This is a genomic window from Weizmannia sp. FSL W8-1119 (assembly GCF_038008605.1).
GTDB classification, from domain to species: Bacteria; Bacillota; Bacilli; order Bacillales; family Bacillaceae_C; genus Weizmannia; species Weizmannia coagulans.
The window spans coordinates 2,677,083-2,694,976 of record NZ_JBBOZL010000001.1 but is presented as its reverse complement, the minus strand read 5'-3'; the positions used below and the strand labels follow the sequence as shown (position 1 = coordinate 2,694,976).

At 45.6% G+C, this 17,894-nt stretch carries 14 protein-coding genes; 13 read left to right on the top strand and 1 reads right to left on the bottom strand.

Annotated elements, in window-relative coordinates:
* The first annotated feature begins 27 nt into the window (after positions 1 to 27).
* The 13 genes from NSQ19_RS13200 (at position 28) to NSQ19_RS13140 (ending at position 16,429) form a co-directional block, all read left to right on the top strand.
* Complete coding sequence (locus NSQ19_RS13200; protein ID WP_061566255.1) at positions 28 to 1,782, top strand: ABC transporter ATP-binding protein; 1,755 nt, start codon at positions 28 to 30, stop codon at positions 1,780 to 1,782.
* Positions 1,757 to 3,619, top strand: a complete 1,863-nt coding sequence (locus tag NSQ19_RS13195; protein ID WP_340702994.1) for an ABC transporter ATP-binding protein — start codon at positions 1,757 to 1,759, stop codon at positions 3,617 to 3,619. Before NSQ19_RS13200 ends, NSQ19_RS13195 begins: the two co-directional genes overlap by 26 nt.
* A gap of 562 nt (positions 3,620 to 4,181) precedes the next feature.
* Positions 4,182 to 5,591, top strand: coding sequence for a group II intron reverse transcriptase/maturase (gene ltrA, locus NSQ19_RS13190; RefSeq protein WP_340702993.1), 1,410 nt, complete (start codon positions 4,182 to 4,184; stop codon positions 5,589 to 5,591).
* Between the two features lie 422 nt (positions 5,592 to 6,013).
* Positions 6,014 to 6,916, top strand: coding sequence for an Rpn family recombination-promoting nuclease/putative transposase (locus NSQ19_RS13185; RefSeq protein WP_328013876.1), 903 nt, complete (start codon positions 6,014 to 6,016; stop codon positions 6,914 to 6,916).
* Entirely contained in the window at positions 6,913 to 7,134 is a 222-nt protein-coding gene (locus tag NSQ19_RS13180) for a hypothetical protein (protein ID WP_340702992.1), read from the top strand. The genes NSQ19_RS13185 and NSQ19_RS13180 overlap by 4 nt, the downstream gene beginning before the upstream one ends.
* A 310-nt stretch (positions 7,135 to 7,444) precedes the next feature.
* The gene (locus tag NSQ19_RS13175) at positions 7,445 to 8,422 is read left to right on the top strand and encodes a LacI family DNA-binding transcriptional regulator (protein WP_340702991.1); all 978 of its coding nucleotides are present in this window, start codon (positions 7,445 to 7,447) and stop codon (positions 8,420 to 8,422) included.
* 1 nt (position 8,423) lies between these two features.
* Positions 8,424 to 9,305, top strand: a complete 882-nt coding sequence (gene rbsK / locus NSQ19_RS13170) for a ribokinase (protein ID WP_340702990.1) — start codon at positions 8,424 to 8,426, stop codon at positions 9,303 to 9,305.
* Positions 9,305 to 9,697: a D-ribose pyranase gene (gene rbsD / locus NSQ19_RS13165; protein ID WP_041819467.1), complete on the top strand. Its 393-nt coding sequence runs from the start codon at positions 9,305 to 9,307 to the stop codon at positions 9,695 to 9,697. Before rbsK ends, rbsD begins: the two co-directional genes overlap by 1 nt.
* A 57-nt stretch (positions 9,698 to 9,754) precedes the next feature.
* A complete protein-coding gene (locus NSQ19_RS13160; protein WP_340702989.1) occupies positions 9,755 to 11,254 on the top strand; it encodes a sugar ABC transporter ATP-binding protein in 1,500 nt (499 codons plus the stop codon).
* Positions 11,238 to 12,182, top strand: a complete 945-nt coding sequence (locus NSQ19_RS13155; protein ID WP_013860508.1) for an ABC transporter permease subunit — start codon at positions 11,238 to 11,240, stop codon at positions 12,180 to 12,182. The genes NSQ19_RS13160 and NSQ19_RS13155 overlap by 17 nt, the downstream gene beginning before the upstream one ends.
* A 15-nt stretch (positions 12,183 to 12,197) precedes the next feature.
* Positions 12,198 to 13,118 (top strand): ribose ABC transporter substrate-binding protein RbsB, encoded by a 921-nt coding sequence (rbsB, locus tag NSQ19_RS13150; protein ID WP_013860507.1) that lies wholly within the window; start codon positions 12,198 to 12,200, stop codon positions 13,116 to 13,118.
* An 857-nt stretch (positions 13,119 to 13,975) separates the two neighbouring features.
* Entirely contained in the window at positions 13,976 to 15,271 is a 1,296-nt protein-coding gene (locus tag NSQ19_RS13145) for a GntP family permease (protein ID WP_265114750.1), read from the top strand.
* A gap of 12 nt (positions 15,272 to 15,283) precedes the next feature.
* Positions 15,284 to 16,429, top strand: a complete 1,146-nt coding sequence (locus tag NSQ19_RS13140) for a glycerate kinase family protein (protein WP_258922244.1) — start codon at positions 15,284 to 15,286, stop codon at positions 16,427 to 16,429.
* Positions 16,430 to 16,674: 245 nt separating this feature from the next.
* Here the strand turns inward: NSQ19_RS13140 and NSQ19_RS13135 are convergent, their stop codons facing one another.
* On the bottom strand, positions 16,675 to 17,652 hold the full coding sequence (locus NSQ19_RS13135; protein ID WP_340702988.1) for a CdaR family transcriptional regulator: 978 nt from the start codon (positions 17,650 to 17,652) through the stop codon (positions 16,675 to 16,677).
* Between the last annotated feature and the right edge of the window lie 242 nt (positions 17,653 to 17,894).

The window sequence follows — 17,894 nt, the reverse complement described above, 5'->3', positions numbered from 1 at the left end:
CGCAACGTTAAAAGGTGGAATGATCCGATGCATTTTTTAAGCAAGTATGCCAAAAAGTACTGGAAACTTTTTAGTACGGCTGTTTTCTTTTTAATGTGTGAAGCGCTCTGCGATTTGATGCAGCCGGCGATCCTGTCAAAAATCATTGATGTCGGTGTGGCGTCTGGAAATATGCCATATGTGTTAAAGATGGGCGGCGTGATGTTATTCATCACAGCGTGCGGCGCGGTTGCCGCCTCATTAAGGAGCACGCTCGCAAGCATCGTGTCGCAAAACTTTGGGGCGGAATTGCGGTCGGATTTGTTCCGGAAAATCCAGGCGCTTTCTTTCCAAAGCATCAATCAATTTGACCGGGCCTCACTCATCACGCGGCTTACCAATGACGTCACCCAGGTACAGAACTTTATCAATGGTTTAATGCGCATGTTTGTCAAAGCGCCGCTATTGGCAATCGGCGCCTTGATCATGGCAGTCCGGCTTGACCCGCAGCTTTCTGTGGTGCTGGCAGTTGTTGTGCCGATTGTCATTATTTTCATTATAACGAACATGAGATTGGGCTTTCCATTGTTTATGAAGGTGCAAAAAGCGCTCGACCGCGTGAACGGCATCATGAGGGAATATTTATCCGGTGTCCGTGTTGTGAAGGCTTTTAACCGGTTTCAATTTGAAGTGGAAAAATTCAGCGTGGCAAACCGCCGCCTGCAAGAACGCTCGGCTTCTTCGATCCGGATTATGTCCATCTTCAGCCCGGCGATCTTGCTTACGGTCAATATCGGCATTGTCGCAATTTTATGGATGGGCGGCTTCGGGGTGGACAATGGCACAATGAAAGTCGGCCATATTATTGCTTTTATCAATTATATGACGCAAATTTCAACATCGCTGATGATGATCTCCATGGTGTTTAACATGTTTGTCCGGGCAAGGGCCTCCACTTTTCGGATCGGTGAAGTATTTGCCATAGAAGAAAAAACCTCCCCGAACAGATTGAAACATGAAGTAACGGGTGAAAAAGGGAGAATTGATTTTGAAAATGTCACTTTTTCCTATACCGGACAAGTGCAGGATGCGGTTTTGAAAAATATCACGTTTACCATTTATCCGGGTGAAACTGTTGGCATTATCGGCTCAACCGGATCGGGAAAAAGCACAATGGTGAATCTCATTCCGCGCTTTTACGATGTTACGGGCGGGTCCCTTAAAGTAGATGGTATGGATGTCCGGCATTTTCATCCGCATGATCTGCGTGAAAAAATTGCGATCGTTCCGCAGAAAAACATCCTTTTTACCGGCAGCATCCGTGAAAATATCCAATGGGGAAATGGCCGGGCGGGAATGGATGAGGTCGAACATGCTGCAAGACTGGCTGAGGCACATGACTTCATTGCGGCTGCACCTGAAGGCTATGATACGTTAATTGGCCAGAGCGGCGTCAATTTTTCCGGCGGGCAGAAGCAGCGCATTTCGATTGCCCGCGCATTGGTGAGGCATCCGGAAATCCTTATTCTGGACGATAGTACAAGTGCGGTGGATGTTGCGACTGAAATGCGGATCAAGGCAGCGTTAAAAAAATATGCGAAAGGGCTGACTTGCCTTTTGATTGCCCAGCGCATTACTTCTGTGATGGACACGGACAAAATTATCGTGTTGGATAAGGGGGAAGTTGCGGGCTTGGGCACGCATGAGGAGCTTCTCAGAACCTCTCAGGTTTATCAGGAAATTTACCAATCGCAAATGGGTAAGGAAGTGTTGCAGGATGGCCGGACAAACGAACGGATATAAGGGAAATCAGGCACCGGGGCTTTTTTTGCGGATGGGCCGTCCGGGCGGGGGAGGTGCGGCACGGTTCAGGGGCCCGGCCGAGAAACCAAAGCATTTTAAAGGGACGTTAAAACGGCTTTGGGCCTATTTTGGCAGGGAAAGAAACTGGCTGTCTGTCATTCTTGCATTGATTGTGGCCGACTCCGTCCTTACGCTGTGCATTCCCTATTTTATCGGCAGGGCCGTTGATGCCATGCCGCCGGGCAGAAAGGTCAATTTTAACCTGCTTGAAATCATGGTTTTTGTTCTTACAGCGGCTTATATTGCAGATGCTGCCTTAACCTTTTTGCAAGGCTGGCTGATGGCCGGTGTTTCGCAACGGATTGTGCAGCGTTTGCGCAGCCATCTGTTTCAAAAGCTGCAAAAACTCCCGGTTGCTTTTTTTGACGCGAGGCCCCACGGTGAACTGATGAGCCGCCTGTCGAATGACATAGACAACGTGAGCAATACCATTTCCCAATCGGCGACGCAGCTCATGTCGGGGGTCATTACCCTTCTCGGTACTCTCATCATGATGATCATTTTAAGCCCGGTTTTAACGGTTGCAAGCCTGTGTACGGTTCCGCTCGTGTTTTTGCTGACGCGGACAATTGCCAAGAGGACTTCAGTGCTGTTTAAAAATAACCAGGCGGAACTCGGCCGGCTAAACGGGCATATTGAAGAAACAATCTCGGGGATTGAGGTGGTCAAAGCTTTTAACCATGAAGAAAAAGCAATCAAGGCGTTTGAAGAGGTGAACCAGTCCTTGCTTAAGGTCGGGCTGAGGGCGCAAATCTGGACCGGGTTTCTTATGCCGCTTATGAACGTGATTAACAACTTCGGCTTTGCCATGGTTGCCGTTGTCGGCGGGGTTCTGGCTTTGAAGAGCATGATTACTGTCGGCGTAATCGCAAGTTTTCTGACGTATTCCCGGCAGTTTGTGCGGCCGCTCAATAACTTGGCGAATATTTTTAACGTCCTCCAGTCAGGAGTTGCCGGGGCTGAACGGGTTTTTGACATACTCGATGAAAAAGAAGAGCCGGAAGATGCAAGAGAGGCGATCGTGCTCCGGGAGCCAAAAGGCCATGTTGTGTTTGAAAATGTGAGCTTCGGGTATCGCGAGGATGTTCCGATTATAAAAAATATCAGCTTTGAGGCAAAGCCGGGCACGCGTACGGCGCTGGTCGGGCCTACCGGAGCCGGAAAAACGACGATTGTGAACCTTTTGACCCGGTTTTACGATGTCACGGAAGGCCGGATTTTCATTGACGGCACGGATATCCGGACATATACGCGGGATAGTCTGAGAAGAAGTTTCGGTTTTGTCCTTCAGGATACGTATTTATTTTCAGGCACTATCAAGGAAAATATCAAATACGGGAATCCTGAAGCGACGGATGAAGAAGTCGAAGAAGCGGCACGGCTTGCCCATGCCGATTTTTTTATCAACCGGATGCCGGATAAATATGAAACCGTTTTGTCGGAAAACGGCGGCAACTTGAGCCAGGGGCAGCGCCAGCTTTTGGCCATCGCAAGGGTTTTTCTGGCAAAGCCCGCTTTGCTTATATTGGATGAGGCAACAAGCAGCATCGATACACGGACAGAACGGCATATCCAGGATGCGCTCCTTTCGATTATGGAGGGCCGCACGAGTTTCATCATCGCCCACCGCTTGAATACGATTCGCGATGCCGATCATATTATGGTGATTGACCACGGGCAAATCATTGAACAAGGCAGCCATGACGAACTAATGGCACGCCGCGGACGGTATTATCACATGTTTTACAACCAATTTAAGAATGTGGAAGAAGGGTAGAAACACAGCCTGTTTCTTTACGTAATTTGTTCAATAGAAGAGACAGGCGTGGCCATTTGCTGGCGAAAATGATCGTGGAAAAAAAACAGATGCTCCCCCCATTTCCTGAAGCGGGTTCAAAACGCCCCCAATCCGGCTCAGGCTGGGGGCGTTTTTTCAGTGCGCCGTGCATGGCGATTCGCTAGGCGGTGTAAGTCCGCTATGGGGGTAGGTAGCGACCAACCATTAGCCAAGAGCAAGGGTGTCCATCGTGAGATGGAATCTGAAGGAAGCTGGAGGCAAAATTCTGACCCGAGGAACACGAACATCATTAGGCGTACTCTTACAGGGTAAGGCTGCTGAACAAGTCAAAGCCCAAAAGCTATCCGGATGTGGAAACGTAAATGGTGCGGGTACATGGAATGAAAGTGAATCACCTTACCACGGGAGGTCTCACGGACAGGTGGAAACAGAGTATGAAACCTGGTTGAAACAAGATTTGCCGTGAGAAGTCAGCAGAAGCCATAGTACGGAGATGCCTGGGGCATCGAAGGAAGGGCTGAACTAAAGGAAGTGGAAGTCAATGAAAGTTACCGAAGAAACGAACACATGCAGAAAACAGGAAGAAACCTGCTGTCAAAAAGATACTGCGGAACAGGAAGGATATGACAGAGGGCATAGTTTCAAGAGGATAACCGAAAACAACACCACTAACACCAACAGACAGAACGAATGGATGCTTGAACGAATCCTTTCAAGTAATAACCTGCACCGTGCCTATAAAAAGGTAAAGAAAAACAAAGGTGCGGGCGGTATCGATGGAATGAAAACAGGTGAACTTTTGGCATACCTAACTGAACACCAGAGGGAACTCGTCCTCTCCATTCGAAATGGGACATACAAGCCCCAACCCGTTAGAAGGGTAGAAATACCAAAAGACAACGGGAAAACAAGGAAACTTGGAATACCAACGGTAGTGGACCGAGTCATCCAACAAGCCATTTCGCAGGTCCTAGTCCCTATATATGAAAGAAAGTTTTCAGACAATAGCTATGGTTTCCGACCACATAGAAGTACACATCAGGCACTTCTCAAGTGCCAAAGGAATGTAAATGAAGGATACCAGTATGTAGTAGATCTGGACTTAGAACAGTACTTTGACACGGTAAACCATAGTAAGCTTATCCAGATATTGAGTGAAACAATTCACGACGGACGTGTAATCTCCTTAATCCATAAATTCCTAAATGCAGGTGTTATGATCAAAGGGGTAAGGACAACAAATGATTTCGGTGTTCCACAAGGAGGACCACTAAGTCCGCTTCTTGCCAATGTAATGTTAAACGAATTGGATAAAGAAATGGAAGCAAGAAATCACCGATTTGTCCGTTACGCTGATGATGTGATCATATTCTGCAAAAGCCGAAGAAGCTGTGAAAGAACATACCATAACATTCTCCCATTCATTGAGAAGAAATTGCGACTCAAAGTGAACCGAGAGAAGACGATGATCACACATATCAGAAACATCAAATTCTTAAGTTATGGATTCTACCTTTATGAAGGAAAATGCAAATTCCGGGTACACCCGAAGGGTGTTCAAAAATTAAAGGAGAAAATTCGCACAATCACAGGAAGGAGCAACGGATTAAGCGTAGAGGAAAGAAAGAAAAGGCTAAATGACACTGTCCGAGGATGGGTAAATTACTACAAGCTAGCGGATATGAAAAGTCTGGTAACCAGACTGGACCAATGGACACGAAGAAGAATGCGAATGGTAACTTGGAAAAGATGGAAGAGAGTACGCACAAGATTTTATTGGCTCAAGAAATTAGGGATCAATAAAAGAAAGGCGTGGGAATGGGCTAACACAAGAAAAGGCTACTGGAGAATCTCCGGCAGCCATATCTTAGCCAGAACCCTTACAAACGAACTCTTTCGAAGAGCAAGGTATATAAGTTTTCTGGATTATTATCTGTCTGTACGGTCGTAAACTTTAGAACCGCCGTGTACGGAACCGTACGCACGGTGGTGTGAGAGGTCGGCTAATCAAATAATGATTAGCCTCCTACTCGATCGGATTGTAAATGGCAGAATGCCGTAAAGCAAGAATTTCCCGCTATATATCACATATTTAAGTCCCGTTTCCGGTAAAACAATAAGTGCAGGCGGAAAAGGCGGCAATCAGCAGCAGTACAAGGAGAGCGTTAAGGGGGTTATGGTCGTCTCCGTTTACAATATCCTGATAAGAAAAGTATTTAAAAGGGCAAAGCACGTTGAGCGCGTACAGGTTGTCCGCCAAATTTGTCAATTCGTTGATGGCAAATGTTCCGAATTAGACGTAGGTATTGAAAAACGGACGTTTGTCCTATAAAATAAAACTGAAAAATAAGAAAAGGAGTGAGCGATTTGCCATTGGAACTGGTAATGGAAAAACAGGCCGGTTACAACGTGCATGACCGTTTGTTTAAGGAGCTGATCCAGAACTTTTTTAAGGAATTTATGGAAGCGTTCTTCCCGGATGTGTCAGCGGATCTTGACTACCGCCGGGTGAGGTTTTTGTCGCAGGAACAGTTTACGGACTTTCCGGGCGGCGAACAAAAACGGGTTGACATCCTTGCCGAGACGAAGGTAAAAGGCAAAGACACCGTGATTCTCATCCATGTAGAGCCCCAGTCGTATTACCAGAAACTTTTTCCTGAGCGACTATTTCGCTATTACATGATGATCAGCCTCAGGCACCGGAAACCAGTATTGCCGATTGCCATATTCAGTTATGAGGAGAAAACAGAGACCCCCGATACGTACACCTTTGCCTTCCACAACATCGAAATTCTTCGTTTTCACTATTTATCCATTCATCTGATTAAGAAAAACTGGAGAGATTATATCCGGAGCAACAATCCCGTTGCCGCAGCATTGCTGAGCAAAATGGGGTATACAAAAAAAGAGCGGGTGCAGGTCAAACTGGAGTTTCTGCGGATGCTGGCCCGGATGGAACTCGACCCTGCAAAAATGAGGCTGTTATATGGTTTCTTTGATTTTTATTTAAAACTGAATGAAAAAGAGGAGGCGGAAGTAATGGAAAACATTAAAATGCTGGATCCAGATGAAGCAGAGCAAGTATTGAAGCTGCCGAATTCTTACTTTGACCGCGGGTATAGGAAGGGAAAAGAAGAAGGTGAAGAAAAGTTAAAAAGATTTATTGCCAACTTGTTAAAAAATCAAGTGGATTTGAAGATCATTGCCCAAGCATCCGGCTTGAGTGAAGAGGAAATCCTGAAAATCAAAAGGCAGATAGAGGGGGAAAAGCATTGAGCCCGGTTTGTGACGAAGCAGAACAAGTACTAAAGCTGCCGAATTCTTACTTTGACCGCGGGTATAGGAAGGGAAAAGAAGAAGGAAGAGAAAAAGGAAGAAAAGAAGAAAGAAAAGAATTGTTACAAACGATTCCAACTGCCATCAAAATGTTGCAGGAGGGTATGGATCTTCAATTCATTGTGGAAAAAATAAAACAGCAATTGGAGCATTCGTAAGATGGGAGTCAGGCTTCCAGGTTTAGATGAAAAAGAAGTTGTCTTAGATTTGCCGAATTCCTATTTTGCCCGCGGGTATAAAAATCAGTTATCATGTAAAACGGGCTGTTTCTTGCGGGAGGCACCCGTTACTTTTCCATGTCCGGAGCTTAAGCCCCCGTGCATTTTTTCAAAAGTCGGGCCGGCGCTTATAGAAGCAGTTCTTGAAACAAAGAAAATTCCATTGTGGTTCGGTTCAATAAATGGGTTGAATTTTTTCGCGCGATCTATTATACTGTCTGTAACCGGTTACACAGGAAAGGTGAGGCATTTGGCAACGATCAGAGATGTGGCAAGTGAAGCGGGTGTGTCGGTGGCGACGGTATCCCGCGTGCTGAACGGAAAGGGATATGTCAATGAAAATACCCGGAAGGCAGTTGAGGCTGCCATCCGGAAATTAGCGTACAAACCAAACGAAGTGGCCCGTTCACTTTATCACCATCAATCGAAGCTGATCGGTCTTGTTATCCCGGATATTACAAACCCTTTTTTTCCCGAGATTGCCAGGGGCGTGGAGGATTTCTTCCAGGAAGAAGGGTACCATGTCATGATTGGCAATAGTGATGAAAGCCGTGAGAAGGAATTGAATTATATAGAAGCCTTTTCACAGCATAATGTGATGGGGATTATCAGTACATCAAGCGATGACATCTCACAGTGGGCCGGTTTGGACATTCCTGTTGTATTGCTAGACCGAATTCAGGATGACTTTCCTTCCGTTTGCGCGGATCAGGAAGCTGGGGGAAAATTGGCTGCGCAAATTTTGCTCGAACGGGGAAGCCGCAATATCACACTGATGAGAGGACCGCATCATTTGCGCACTGCCCAGGAAAGGTTTTTGGCAGCGTTAACTGAACTTGGCCGGTCCAATGCAAGGTTTCAAGTATTGGACACCGCGTTTTCGTATCATCATGCCCTTGAAACAGCAAAGCAGCTGTTTGACTTCTATCCGGATACAGATGGAATCATTGCAGCCAATGATATGGTGGCTGCAGCTGTCTTGCGGGAGGCATTGGCAAGAGGGAAAAAAATTCCCGATGGACTGCAAATCATCGGCTTTGACGATATTCCCATCAGCCAGCTTGTATACCCTGCGCTTTCTACCATTCATCAGCCGGCTTATGAGATGGGAATGGAAGCTGCCAAACTTTTGCTAGATTGTATGCATCAACAGACAAATTTGAAAAAGAAGATCAAACTCCCGATTACATTTAAAGACAGGGAAACAACAAGAAAGGCAGGCGGATAAAATGGTGCAAATTACAGTGGTCGGAAGCATCTCAATGGATCTTGTCGTGACGGCTGACAGAAGGCCACAGGCAGGAGAAACCATTTTGGGGCACTCATTTAAGACGGTGCCAGGAGGAAAGGGAGCAAATCAGGCCGTTGCTGCGGCAAGGCTTGGGGCAAAGGTAAACATGGTTGGCTGTGTTGGGGATGATGCGTATGGCACGGCCTTAATTGAAAATTTGCGTCAAAATCATGTTTCTGTACAATATGTGGAACCGGTTACACATTGCGGTTCCGGCACCGCGCATATTACGTTGGCGGAAGGGGACAACAGTATTATTTTTGTCAAAGGAGCAAACGATTTTGTCACACCGGATTATGTGAAAAAGGCAAAAGAAGCGTTTGAAGGCTCTTCTATTGTCTTAATCCAGCAGGAAATCCCGTACGAAACAGTTGAATATGTCGCGAAACTTTGCGAAAAAAACCAGATTCCGCTCTTGTTAAACCCTGCGCCGGCGCGAAAAATTTCCCCAGCGATTCTTGAAAAAACGGCATACTTGACGCCAAATGAGCATGAGTGCAATGTCCTTTTCAACGGGATAGGCAGGTCCGAAGCGCTAAAACGGCATCCAAACCGGTTAATCATTACAGAAGGGAAGAACGGGGCAAGATTTTATGACGGAAGAGAAGAGATTGTCGTGCCAAGTTTTCCGGTTAAAACAGTGGATACCACCGGCGCCGGTGATACTTTTAATGCCGCATTTGCAGTGGCCGTTGCAGAAGGGAAAGAAATAAAAGAAGCGCTTTTGTTTGCAAACCGTGCTGCCTCGTTGTCGGTGACAAAATTCGGGGCACAGGGCGGCATGCCCACCCGCGAAGAAGTAGACGGGAGGAAAGAATGATGAAAAAGCACGGAATGCTGAACAGCTCGATTACAAAAGTCTTGGCAGACCTGGGACATACAGATTGGCTTGTGATTGCCGATGCCGGGCTGCCGGTTCCTAAAGGCGTGCCAAAAATTGACCTTGCATTAACTCCGGGAACCCCTTCGTTTAAAAGTGTGGTCAAGGCTGTCTGTGATGACATGGTGATAGAAAAAGCCATTGCGGCAGAAGAAGTGAAAGACGGAAACCCGGGCCAGCTGGCGTTTTTAAATGAACAATTTCCGAATTTGATAGAATTCGTTCCACATGAGGATTTCAAAAAAATGACAGAAAAAGCAAAAGCGGTTATCCGTACCGGGGAAATGACGGCTTATTCAAATTGCATTTTACAGGCGGGTGTCTTTTTCTAAGAATGCAGCTGTTTTAGAACAAAGTAAAGGATGCCAGAAATAAAGGGAGGGAACCCGATGCAAATTGAAATGCATGACATCTATAAATCTTTTGGTGCCAATAAGGTGCTTGAAGGGGTAAATTTTTCGCTGTTGCCCGGCGAGGTCCATGCATTAATGGGGGAAAATGGTGCTGGAAAATCAACTTTAATGAATATTTTAACAGGCCTCCATCAAAAAGATAAAGGCAAAATTATTATGAATGGCAAAGAAACATTTTTTCAAAATCCAAAAGAGGCGGAACAGGCCGGCATTGCATTTATCCATCAGGAATTAAATATTTGGCCGGAAATGACTGTCCTTGAAAATTTATATATTGGAAGAGAAATAACACGTCCCTTTGGTGTTTTAAAAACGAAGGAAATGAAAGCGCTAGCAAAAGGCGTATTCGATCGTTTAAACATTTCTTTGCCATTTGACCGGCTGGCCGGTGCCTGTTCGGTAGGCGAACAACAAATGATTGAAATTGCGAAAGCCTTGCTTACAGATGCTGAAGTCATGATTATGGATGAACCAACGGCTGCTTTAACCGACCGTGAGATTCAATCTTTATTTTCTGTCATCGAATCACTGAAAAAGAATCATGTTTCGATTGTCTATATTTCTCACAGAATGGATGAAATTTTTCAAATCAGCGACAGGATTACAGTGATGCGGGATGGTAAAACAGTCGATACAAAACGGACGAAAGATACCGGTTATCAGGAAGTCGTTAGAAAAATGGTGGGCCGTGATTTAGAAGAGCAATTTCCACAAAGAACAGCCCGCCAAGGAAATACGATTTTAGAAGTCCGCCATTTTTCCAGCCGGCAAAAATTCAAGGACATCAATTTTTCGGTCCGGTCCGGGGAAATCCTTGGGGTTGCAGGGTTAATGGGGGCAGGAAGAACAGAGATTATGCGCGCATTATTTGGCATTGACCCCTGCGATGCCGGCGAAATTTTTATTGAAGGGAAAAAGGTCCGGATTAAAAATCCAAGTGATGCAGTACAAAAAGGAATTGCTTTTATCACAGAAAACCGGAAAGATGAGGGGCTGATTCTTGATTTTACAATTCGTGACAATATTGCACTGTCAAACCTGGAAAGCTTTGCTCCAAATGGCGTGATAAAAGCGTCTGACGAAAAATCATTTGTCGACATGATGATTCAGCGGCTGAAAATTAAAACCGCTTCCTCAGAAACAGTTGCCGGGGATCTATCCGGCGGTAACCAACAAAAGGTGGTTCTTGCAAAGTGGGTCGGAACAGCCCCAAAAGTATTGATTCTTGATGAACCGACAAGAGGAATTGATGTAGGCGCAAAACGTGAAATCTACTATTTGATGAATGAATTAACGGAAAGGGGTATGGCCATCATCATGATTTCCTCTGAATTGCCGGAAATCCTTGGGATGAGTGACCGGGTTCTTGTTATTCATGAAGGAGAAATTGCCGGCGAATTGGACAAAGCGGAAGCTACACAAGAGAATATCATGTTCTTAGCGACGGGAGGAAAAAAACATGGAACAAGCAACTAAAAAAAGCACAGTTGTTCTGCAAAAACTCGGCCCATTACTTGCTTTTATCTTGTTATTTATTGTTGTTGCCATTTTGAATCCTTCATTTATTGCTCCTTTGAATTTGCTTAATTTATTGCGGCAAGTATCGATTAACGCATTGATCGCATTTGGCATGACTTTTGTGATCTTAACCGGCGGAATCGATTTATCTGTTGGTTCAACACTGGCATTATCCAGTGCCCTCATGGCAGGAATGATTGTTGCAGGCCTGAATCCCATTCTGGCGATCGTTCTTTCAGCCCTCATCGGTGCGCTGTTGGGCGCTGTGAACGGTTTGTTTATTACAAAAGGAAAAGTCGCCCCGTTTATTGCAACATTGGCAACCATGACGATATACCGCGGTTTGACAATGGTATATACAAACGGAAATCCGATTACCGGACTTGGCGATAACTTAGCATTCCAGTTGTTTGGCCGCGGCTATTTCTTAGGCATTCCGGTTCCTGCCATTACGATGGTTATCACATTTTTCATTTTATGGTTTATTTTGCACAAAACTTCTTTTGGCAGAAAAACATATGCAGTGGGCGGAAATGAAAAAGCTGCTCTTGTTTCCGGAATTAAAGTAGACCGGGTGAAGTGGTTAATTTACAGTCTGGCGGGGTTATTGGCAGCACTTGCCGGATCCATCTTAACTTCGCGTCTCAATTCGGCCCAGCCGACAGCAGGCACTTCTTATGAAATGGATGCGATTGCAGCGGTTGTTTTGGGCGGGACAAGCCTGTCAGGCGGCAAAGGAAGAATTTTCGGCACACTGGTCGGTGCACTTATTATTGGTACATTAAACAATGGATTAAACATTCTGGGAGTCTCTTCTTTTTACCAACAGGTCGTAAAAGGGGTCGTCATTTTAATTGCCGTCTTAATTGACCGGAAAAAATCGTAAAGCGGGGTGCAGATAATGAAAAAAATGATGAAAATGATGACTGTATGTTTGCTTATATTATCTTTAGCTGCCTGTTCCATGGAACCGCCGTCATGGGCAAAACCGGGCCATCATAAAGAATTAAAGGATATGAAAATCGGCTTAAGTGTTTCTACTTTAGATAATCCTTTCTTTGTTTCATTGAAAAACGGCGTGCTCCAGGAAGCGAAGGAAAAGGGAATGAAAGTGATTACGGCAGATGCCCAAAATGATTCCGCTAAGCAAATTAATGATATAGAAGATCTTATCCAGCAGGGTGTGGATATTTTACTCATCAATCCAGTAGACTCTGCGGCTGTCTCATCCGCAGTTGAAAGCGCGAACCACATCGGCATTCCGGTGATTACGCTTGACCGGTCTGCAGATAAGGGGAAAGTGGAAACTTTAGTTGCTTCAGATAATGTGAAAGGCGGAAAGATGGCAGCAAACTATATCATAAGCAAGGTTGGGGAAAATGCAAAAGTTGCAGAGTTGCAGGGAACACCCGGTGCATCTGCTTCACGTGAACGGGGACAGGGATTTGACTCCATTGCAGATAAAGAATTAAATATTGTTACGAAACAAACAGCTAATTTTGACCGTACGCAGGGCATGAACGTAATGGAAAATATTTTGCAAGGGCACAAAGACATCCAGGCTGTTTTTGCCCAAAATGATGAAATGGCTTTAGGGGCCATCCAAGCGATTAAAAGTTCAGGAAAAAATATAATTGTGGTGGGATTTGACGGAACGGATGATGGATTAAAAGCTGTTAAACAAGGACAGTTGAGTGCGACAGTTGCCCAACAGCCCGTGCTAATCGGAAAAGAAGCCGTTCAGGCTGCGTCCAAAATATTAAAAGGGAAAAAAGTCAAAAGCCGTATTGCTGTGCCGTTAAAATTGGTAAAGGAAAAATAAGTTTGTCCTGCTGAACGGACTGGATCTCCTTGCGTATCTGGTTCGTTCAGCAGGATTATTTAATCTTTGTCAAATATTCTGCTGTAAAATTTTTGATCTACATCCTTTGGCACTTGATTCTATTTTCCATTTACATAATTTACAAAGCCGCAGAGTCAGAGACAAATGAATATTTAGGTGATAGAGTCTGGCCTTTATATCGCACCTGGAATGAGATGGGCGATAGCCAGACTAAAACAGCATCCTAATAAGAGGGTGCTGTTTTGATGTTTAGATAGTTTACCAATTGGGATGAAGGTTACTATTTTTTGAGTTTGGCCGGGAAATGTCTTTCATTAGGGTGATAAAAGACAAAATGTTTTGAATCCACGCGTGAAATGTCCTTCATCCGTGTAATGAAAGACAAAATGCTTTGGATCCAAGTGTGAAACGTCCTTCATCGGGTTCATGAAAGACGAATTGTTCTGAAACTCGGCCGGAAATGTCCTTCATTGGGTTCATGAAAGACAAATTGTTCTGAAGCTTAGCGTGAAATGTTCTTCATCGAGTTCATGAAGGACAAATTGGTCTGGATCCAGGTTTGAAATGTCTGTCATCCATGTTATGAAGGACAAATGCAAAGAAACGTAATGAAAAACGTCCTTCATCATTTTTATGAAAGACAAATGGTATTGAAATGCAGGTGGGAGAATCCTTCACCAGCTGTGCGTCCCATTGTGGCAGTTTATCACGCAGAAGGAATTCAATCACTTCTACCCTGGATTTGTGCATATGCACAAGAAAATTCTCTTCTTTTCCAATTTTATTTTGAAAAGGGTTTCGCTATTATAAAGACAAACAGCAAAGGAGGCTACATCATGGGCGGTGTTACAATCAGCTGGATCGGTGCATTGATCGGGCTGGCGATTTCCATTATTCTTATTTTAAAAAAATTGAATCCTGTATATGCGCTGTTTTTAGGCGCAATTTTGGGAGCGTTGATTGGAGGAGCGAATCTTGAAGATACCGTGAATATACTGGTTGCCGGTACACAAAGCGTGATGGGAACGGTGATCCGGGTTCTTGCCGCCGGTATATTGGCCGGGACAATGATGGAATCGGGCGCGGCTGAGACAATTGCACAAGCCATTGTCAATCAGTTTGGCGAAGGCAAAGCCATTTTATCCCTTGCTCTTGCAACAATGGTGATTACGGCAGTGGGCGTATTTATTCCCGTTGCCGTCTTAATTGTGGCTCCGATCGCATTATCGGTCGGAAAGAAAATGGGCATTTCAAAGCTTGCCCTTTTACTGGCGCTTTCCGGGGGCGGCAAAGCAGGAAATGTGGTATCACCAAATCCGAACACGATTGCGGCGGCACATGGGTTTCATGTGGAATTGAGCCGTTTAATGATTTACGATTTTATTCCGGCTGTTTTTGGCTTGGCCGTTACGGTCATTGTGGCGACTTTAATCAAACACAAAGGTGTAAAAATCACTGAATATGATAGGATTGAAACAAATCACAACAGCCGCGCTCTTCCTTCATTAAAGCGGGCAATCGTCGCCCCGGTTGTTGCGATTGTATTGTTGATGATCAATCCAATCGGTGAGATTTTTCATATCTCTGCACTGGCCTCATTTAAAGTTGATGCCATGTATATCTTACCGGTTGCCGGTGTTCTGGGAATGATCGCCATGGGCCGCCATAAACAAATTCTGGCTTATTCAGCGTCAGGCCTGCAAAATATGACGGCAACCGTGCTGATCTTAATCGGTGCCGGCGCCATTGCCGGGCTCATTTCTGCTTCCAATCTTTCGACTGAGGTGGTGGCACTAATTAAAGCTTCCGGCATCTCGGGCACATTCCTGGCGCCCATTTCCGGTATTTTAATGGCGGCAGCTACAGCTTCCACTTCAACAGGGGTCATCCTGGCAACCGGTTCATTCAGCAAAGCGATTCTGGACATGGGGACTGCTCCGATTGCAGCTGCGGCAATGGTTCATACCGGTGCTACAGTCATTGACCAGCTGCCGCAGGGAAATTACTTTCATGTCACAGGCAGCAGCATGAACATGTCCATAAAAGAAAGAATGAGCGTTGTTCCGTACGAGGCACTTGTCGGAGGAACGATGGCGATTGTAGCAACCGTTTTGTACGGATTTCTATTTTAATGGGGTGAAATGATGAAAAATCCAGTCTTTTTATTAGCGCCGGATTCGTTTAAAGAGAGCATGACGGCAAAAGAGGTATGTGCCGCAATGGAAGCAGGGATTAAAAAAGCGATCCCGGATGCTGTTTGCATTCAGGTTCCAATGGCGGACGGCGGGGAAGGAACGGTTCAATCGCTGGTGGATGCAACAGGCGGAACGATTTACCAGCAAACCGTCACAGGGCCGCTCGGACATCCGGTCACAGCCTGTTACGGGATTCTCGGAGACGGGGAAACGGCAGTAATTGAAATGGCATCTGCAAGCGGCATCCATTTGGTCACAAAAGAAACGAAAAATCCGTTGGTTACCACAACCTATGGTACCGGAGAACTGATTAAAGCCTGTCTGGACAAAAAAGTAAAACAGATTCTGATCGGCATTGGCGGCAGTGCCACAAACGACGGGGGCGCCGGGATGGCACAGGCGCTCGGTGTAAAATTTTTAGATGAAAGGGGCGGGATGCTTCCTTTTGGCGGCGGTGCACTCGGGGATTTGGCGGCAATTGATTTGGCCGGCCTTGATCCGCGCTTGAAAGAGGTGCAAATTTTTGTCGCATCGGATGTTACCAATCCTTTATGCGGGGAAAACGGCGCTTCTCATGTATTCGGGCCGCAAAAAGGCGCGACGAAAGAAATGGTTGCGCTCTTGGATACCAACCTTTCGCATTATGCCGCCATCATCAAAGAACAGCTTGGCAAAGATGTTGCTGAGGTCCCGGGGGCAGGGGCTGCAGGCGGCCTCGGTGCCGGTCTGATGGTGTTCACGGATGCCGTGTTAAAAAGCGGCATCGAGCTTGTCGTGGAATACACCGGATTGGAGCAAAAAGTAAAAGATGCTGATATCGTTTTGACCGGCGAAGGCAGCATCGATTTCCAGACGCAGTTCGGGAAGACCCCTTATGGCGTGGCCAGGGCAGCAAAAAAACATGGGAAACCCGTAATTGCCGTTGCCGGTTATGTCGGGGAACAAATTGATGTTTTATATGAAAAAGGCATTGATGCGATCTTTGGCATCCTGCCCCGCCCGATGGCGCTTGAAGACGCTTTGCAAACGGGTGCTGCCAATATTGAGAGAACATGCGAAAATATCGCGCGGCTTTTGGTGCTAGCGAAACAGTAGAGGGCGTATCATATTTTCACGAAACGGCAGCAAGCCGTTAACTGTGATTAGATGCCCATGCCGCAGTGAATACGGCACCACCAGAAAAACGAAAATCAGCCGGCGTATATTTTCAGGATAGACGCCCTGGTGATGCAAACCAATGGATGCCGTTAAAAATTCCGGTACAGGACGTTAGCCATTGTGCAAGCTAAACCGCCATACAAAGCCGCAAACGAGCGCAGACCGCAAAAAGGCTGCGCTTTTCATCTGCGCAGCAACCGGTATGCCAGTTCGAACAGATCAAACAGCTGAAACGGATTTTTTCCTGTCAATTCTTCAATCCTGCCGAGACGGTAATACAGTGTATTGCGGTGAATCATCAGCGCCCGGGCTGTTTCTGCAGGATTGCCATTATGGCTGATAAAAGCCGTTAAAGTTTCTAAATACAAATCGGGCAAACTCAAGGTTTCTTCAAAGGCTTTCTGAAAAATGCGGGTTTGGGACAATTCAGCAGGAAATTTCCAGTCAGCGTAATCCAAAAACCGGTTTTGTAAATGAAGCTTTTCGCAAACGGACAGACAAAGTTTTGCCTGGCGATAACCGGAAGCAATATTCAAACCGTGCAGGCCGGCGGCGACAATGGCAAACGGATCGATTGCCCATATGCTTTCAGCTATCTTTTGAATATCTTTTCGATTTTGCAAAATGAGGATATACAGATTTTCATTCGGTTTTTTGAAAAAAGGAAAGGGCTTATATATCGTTTCGAAACGGCTGCTTTTTTCCTTCGGCTTCACGAGGACCACGCTGTTTTCTTCATGCAGGTGAATACGATAACGTTCCGCTTCCTGTATCAGTTCTTGCGGGTAGTTTTTCTTTTCATTCAGGATGGTTTCAAGAAAAGCGGCTTTCCGATTCCGTTCGGCTTCCTGGTTCCCCATGAGCATATTTTGTTCAATCAACAAAGACACGGCTGTTTTGACAAGTTTGCAAAAGGGGCGGACGGCTTGCGGATCACCAGTGATTCCGATCACGCCAACCGGCTGACTGTTTACAACGAGCGGTTCGTTTGTGCCTTTTTTCTCGTATCGATGATCATCGTAAATTTCAACCATCTTCCCGGTTTTCAGCGCCTTTACCGCGCCCTGGTGCAAGGTGCCTACCCGCTGTGGATCGCCACTGCCGATAATAATGCCTTTTTCATTCATAATATTGATGCTGTAGGGAATATCCAGCATCATTTTTTTTCACAATTTTTTGGGCAAGTTCCTTCGTCAGCCACTGATCCACGCCATTTTCCTCCCGTTTTTATGAACCATTTTAGCACATGCGATAGCTTTTTTCTTGTGCGTATGACCGGTTAAAAATATGTAAAGTGTAATGAAAACCGGAGCGGGCAGATGCTTGTTTTCGTTTATTTCAAATTCCAAAAAGAGAGGTGAAAGTTTTAAAATTGCCAAATTCTTAAATTGGCCACGGGGAT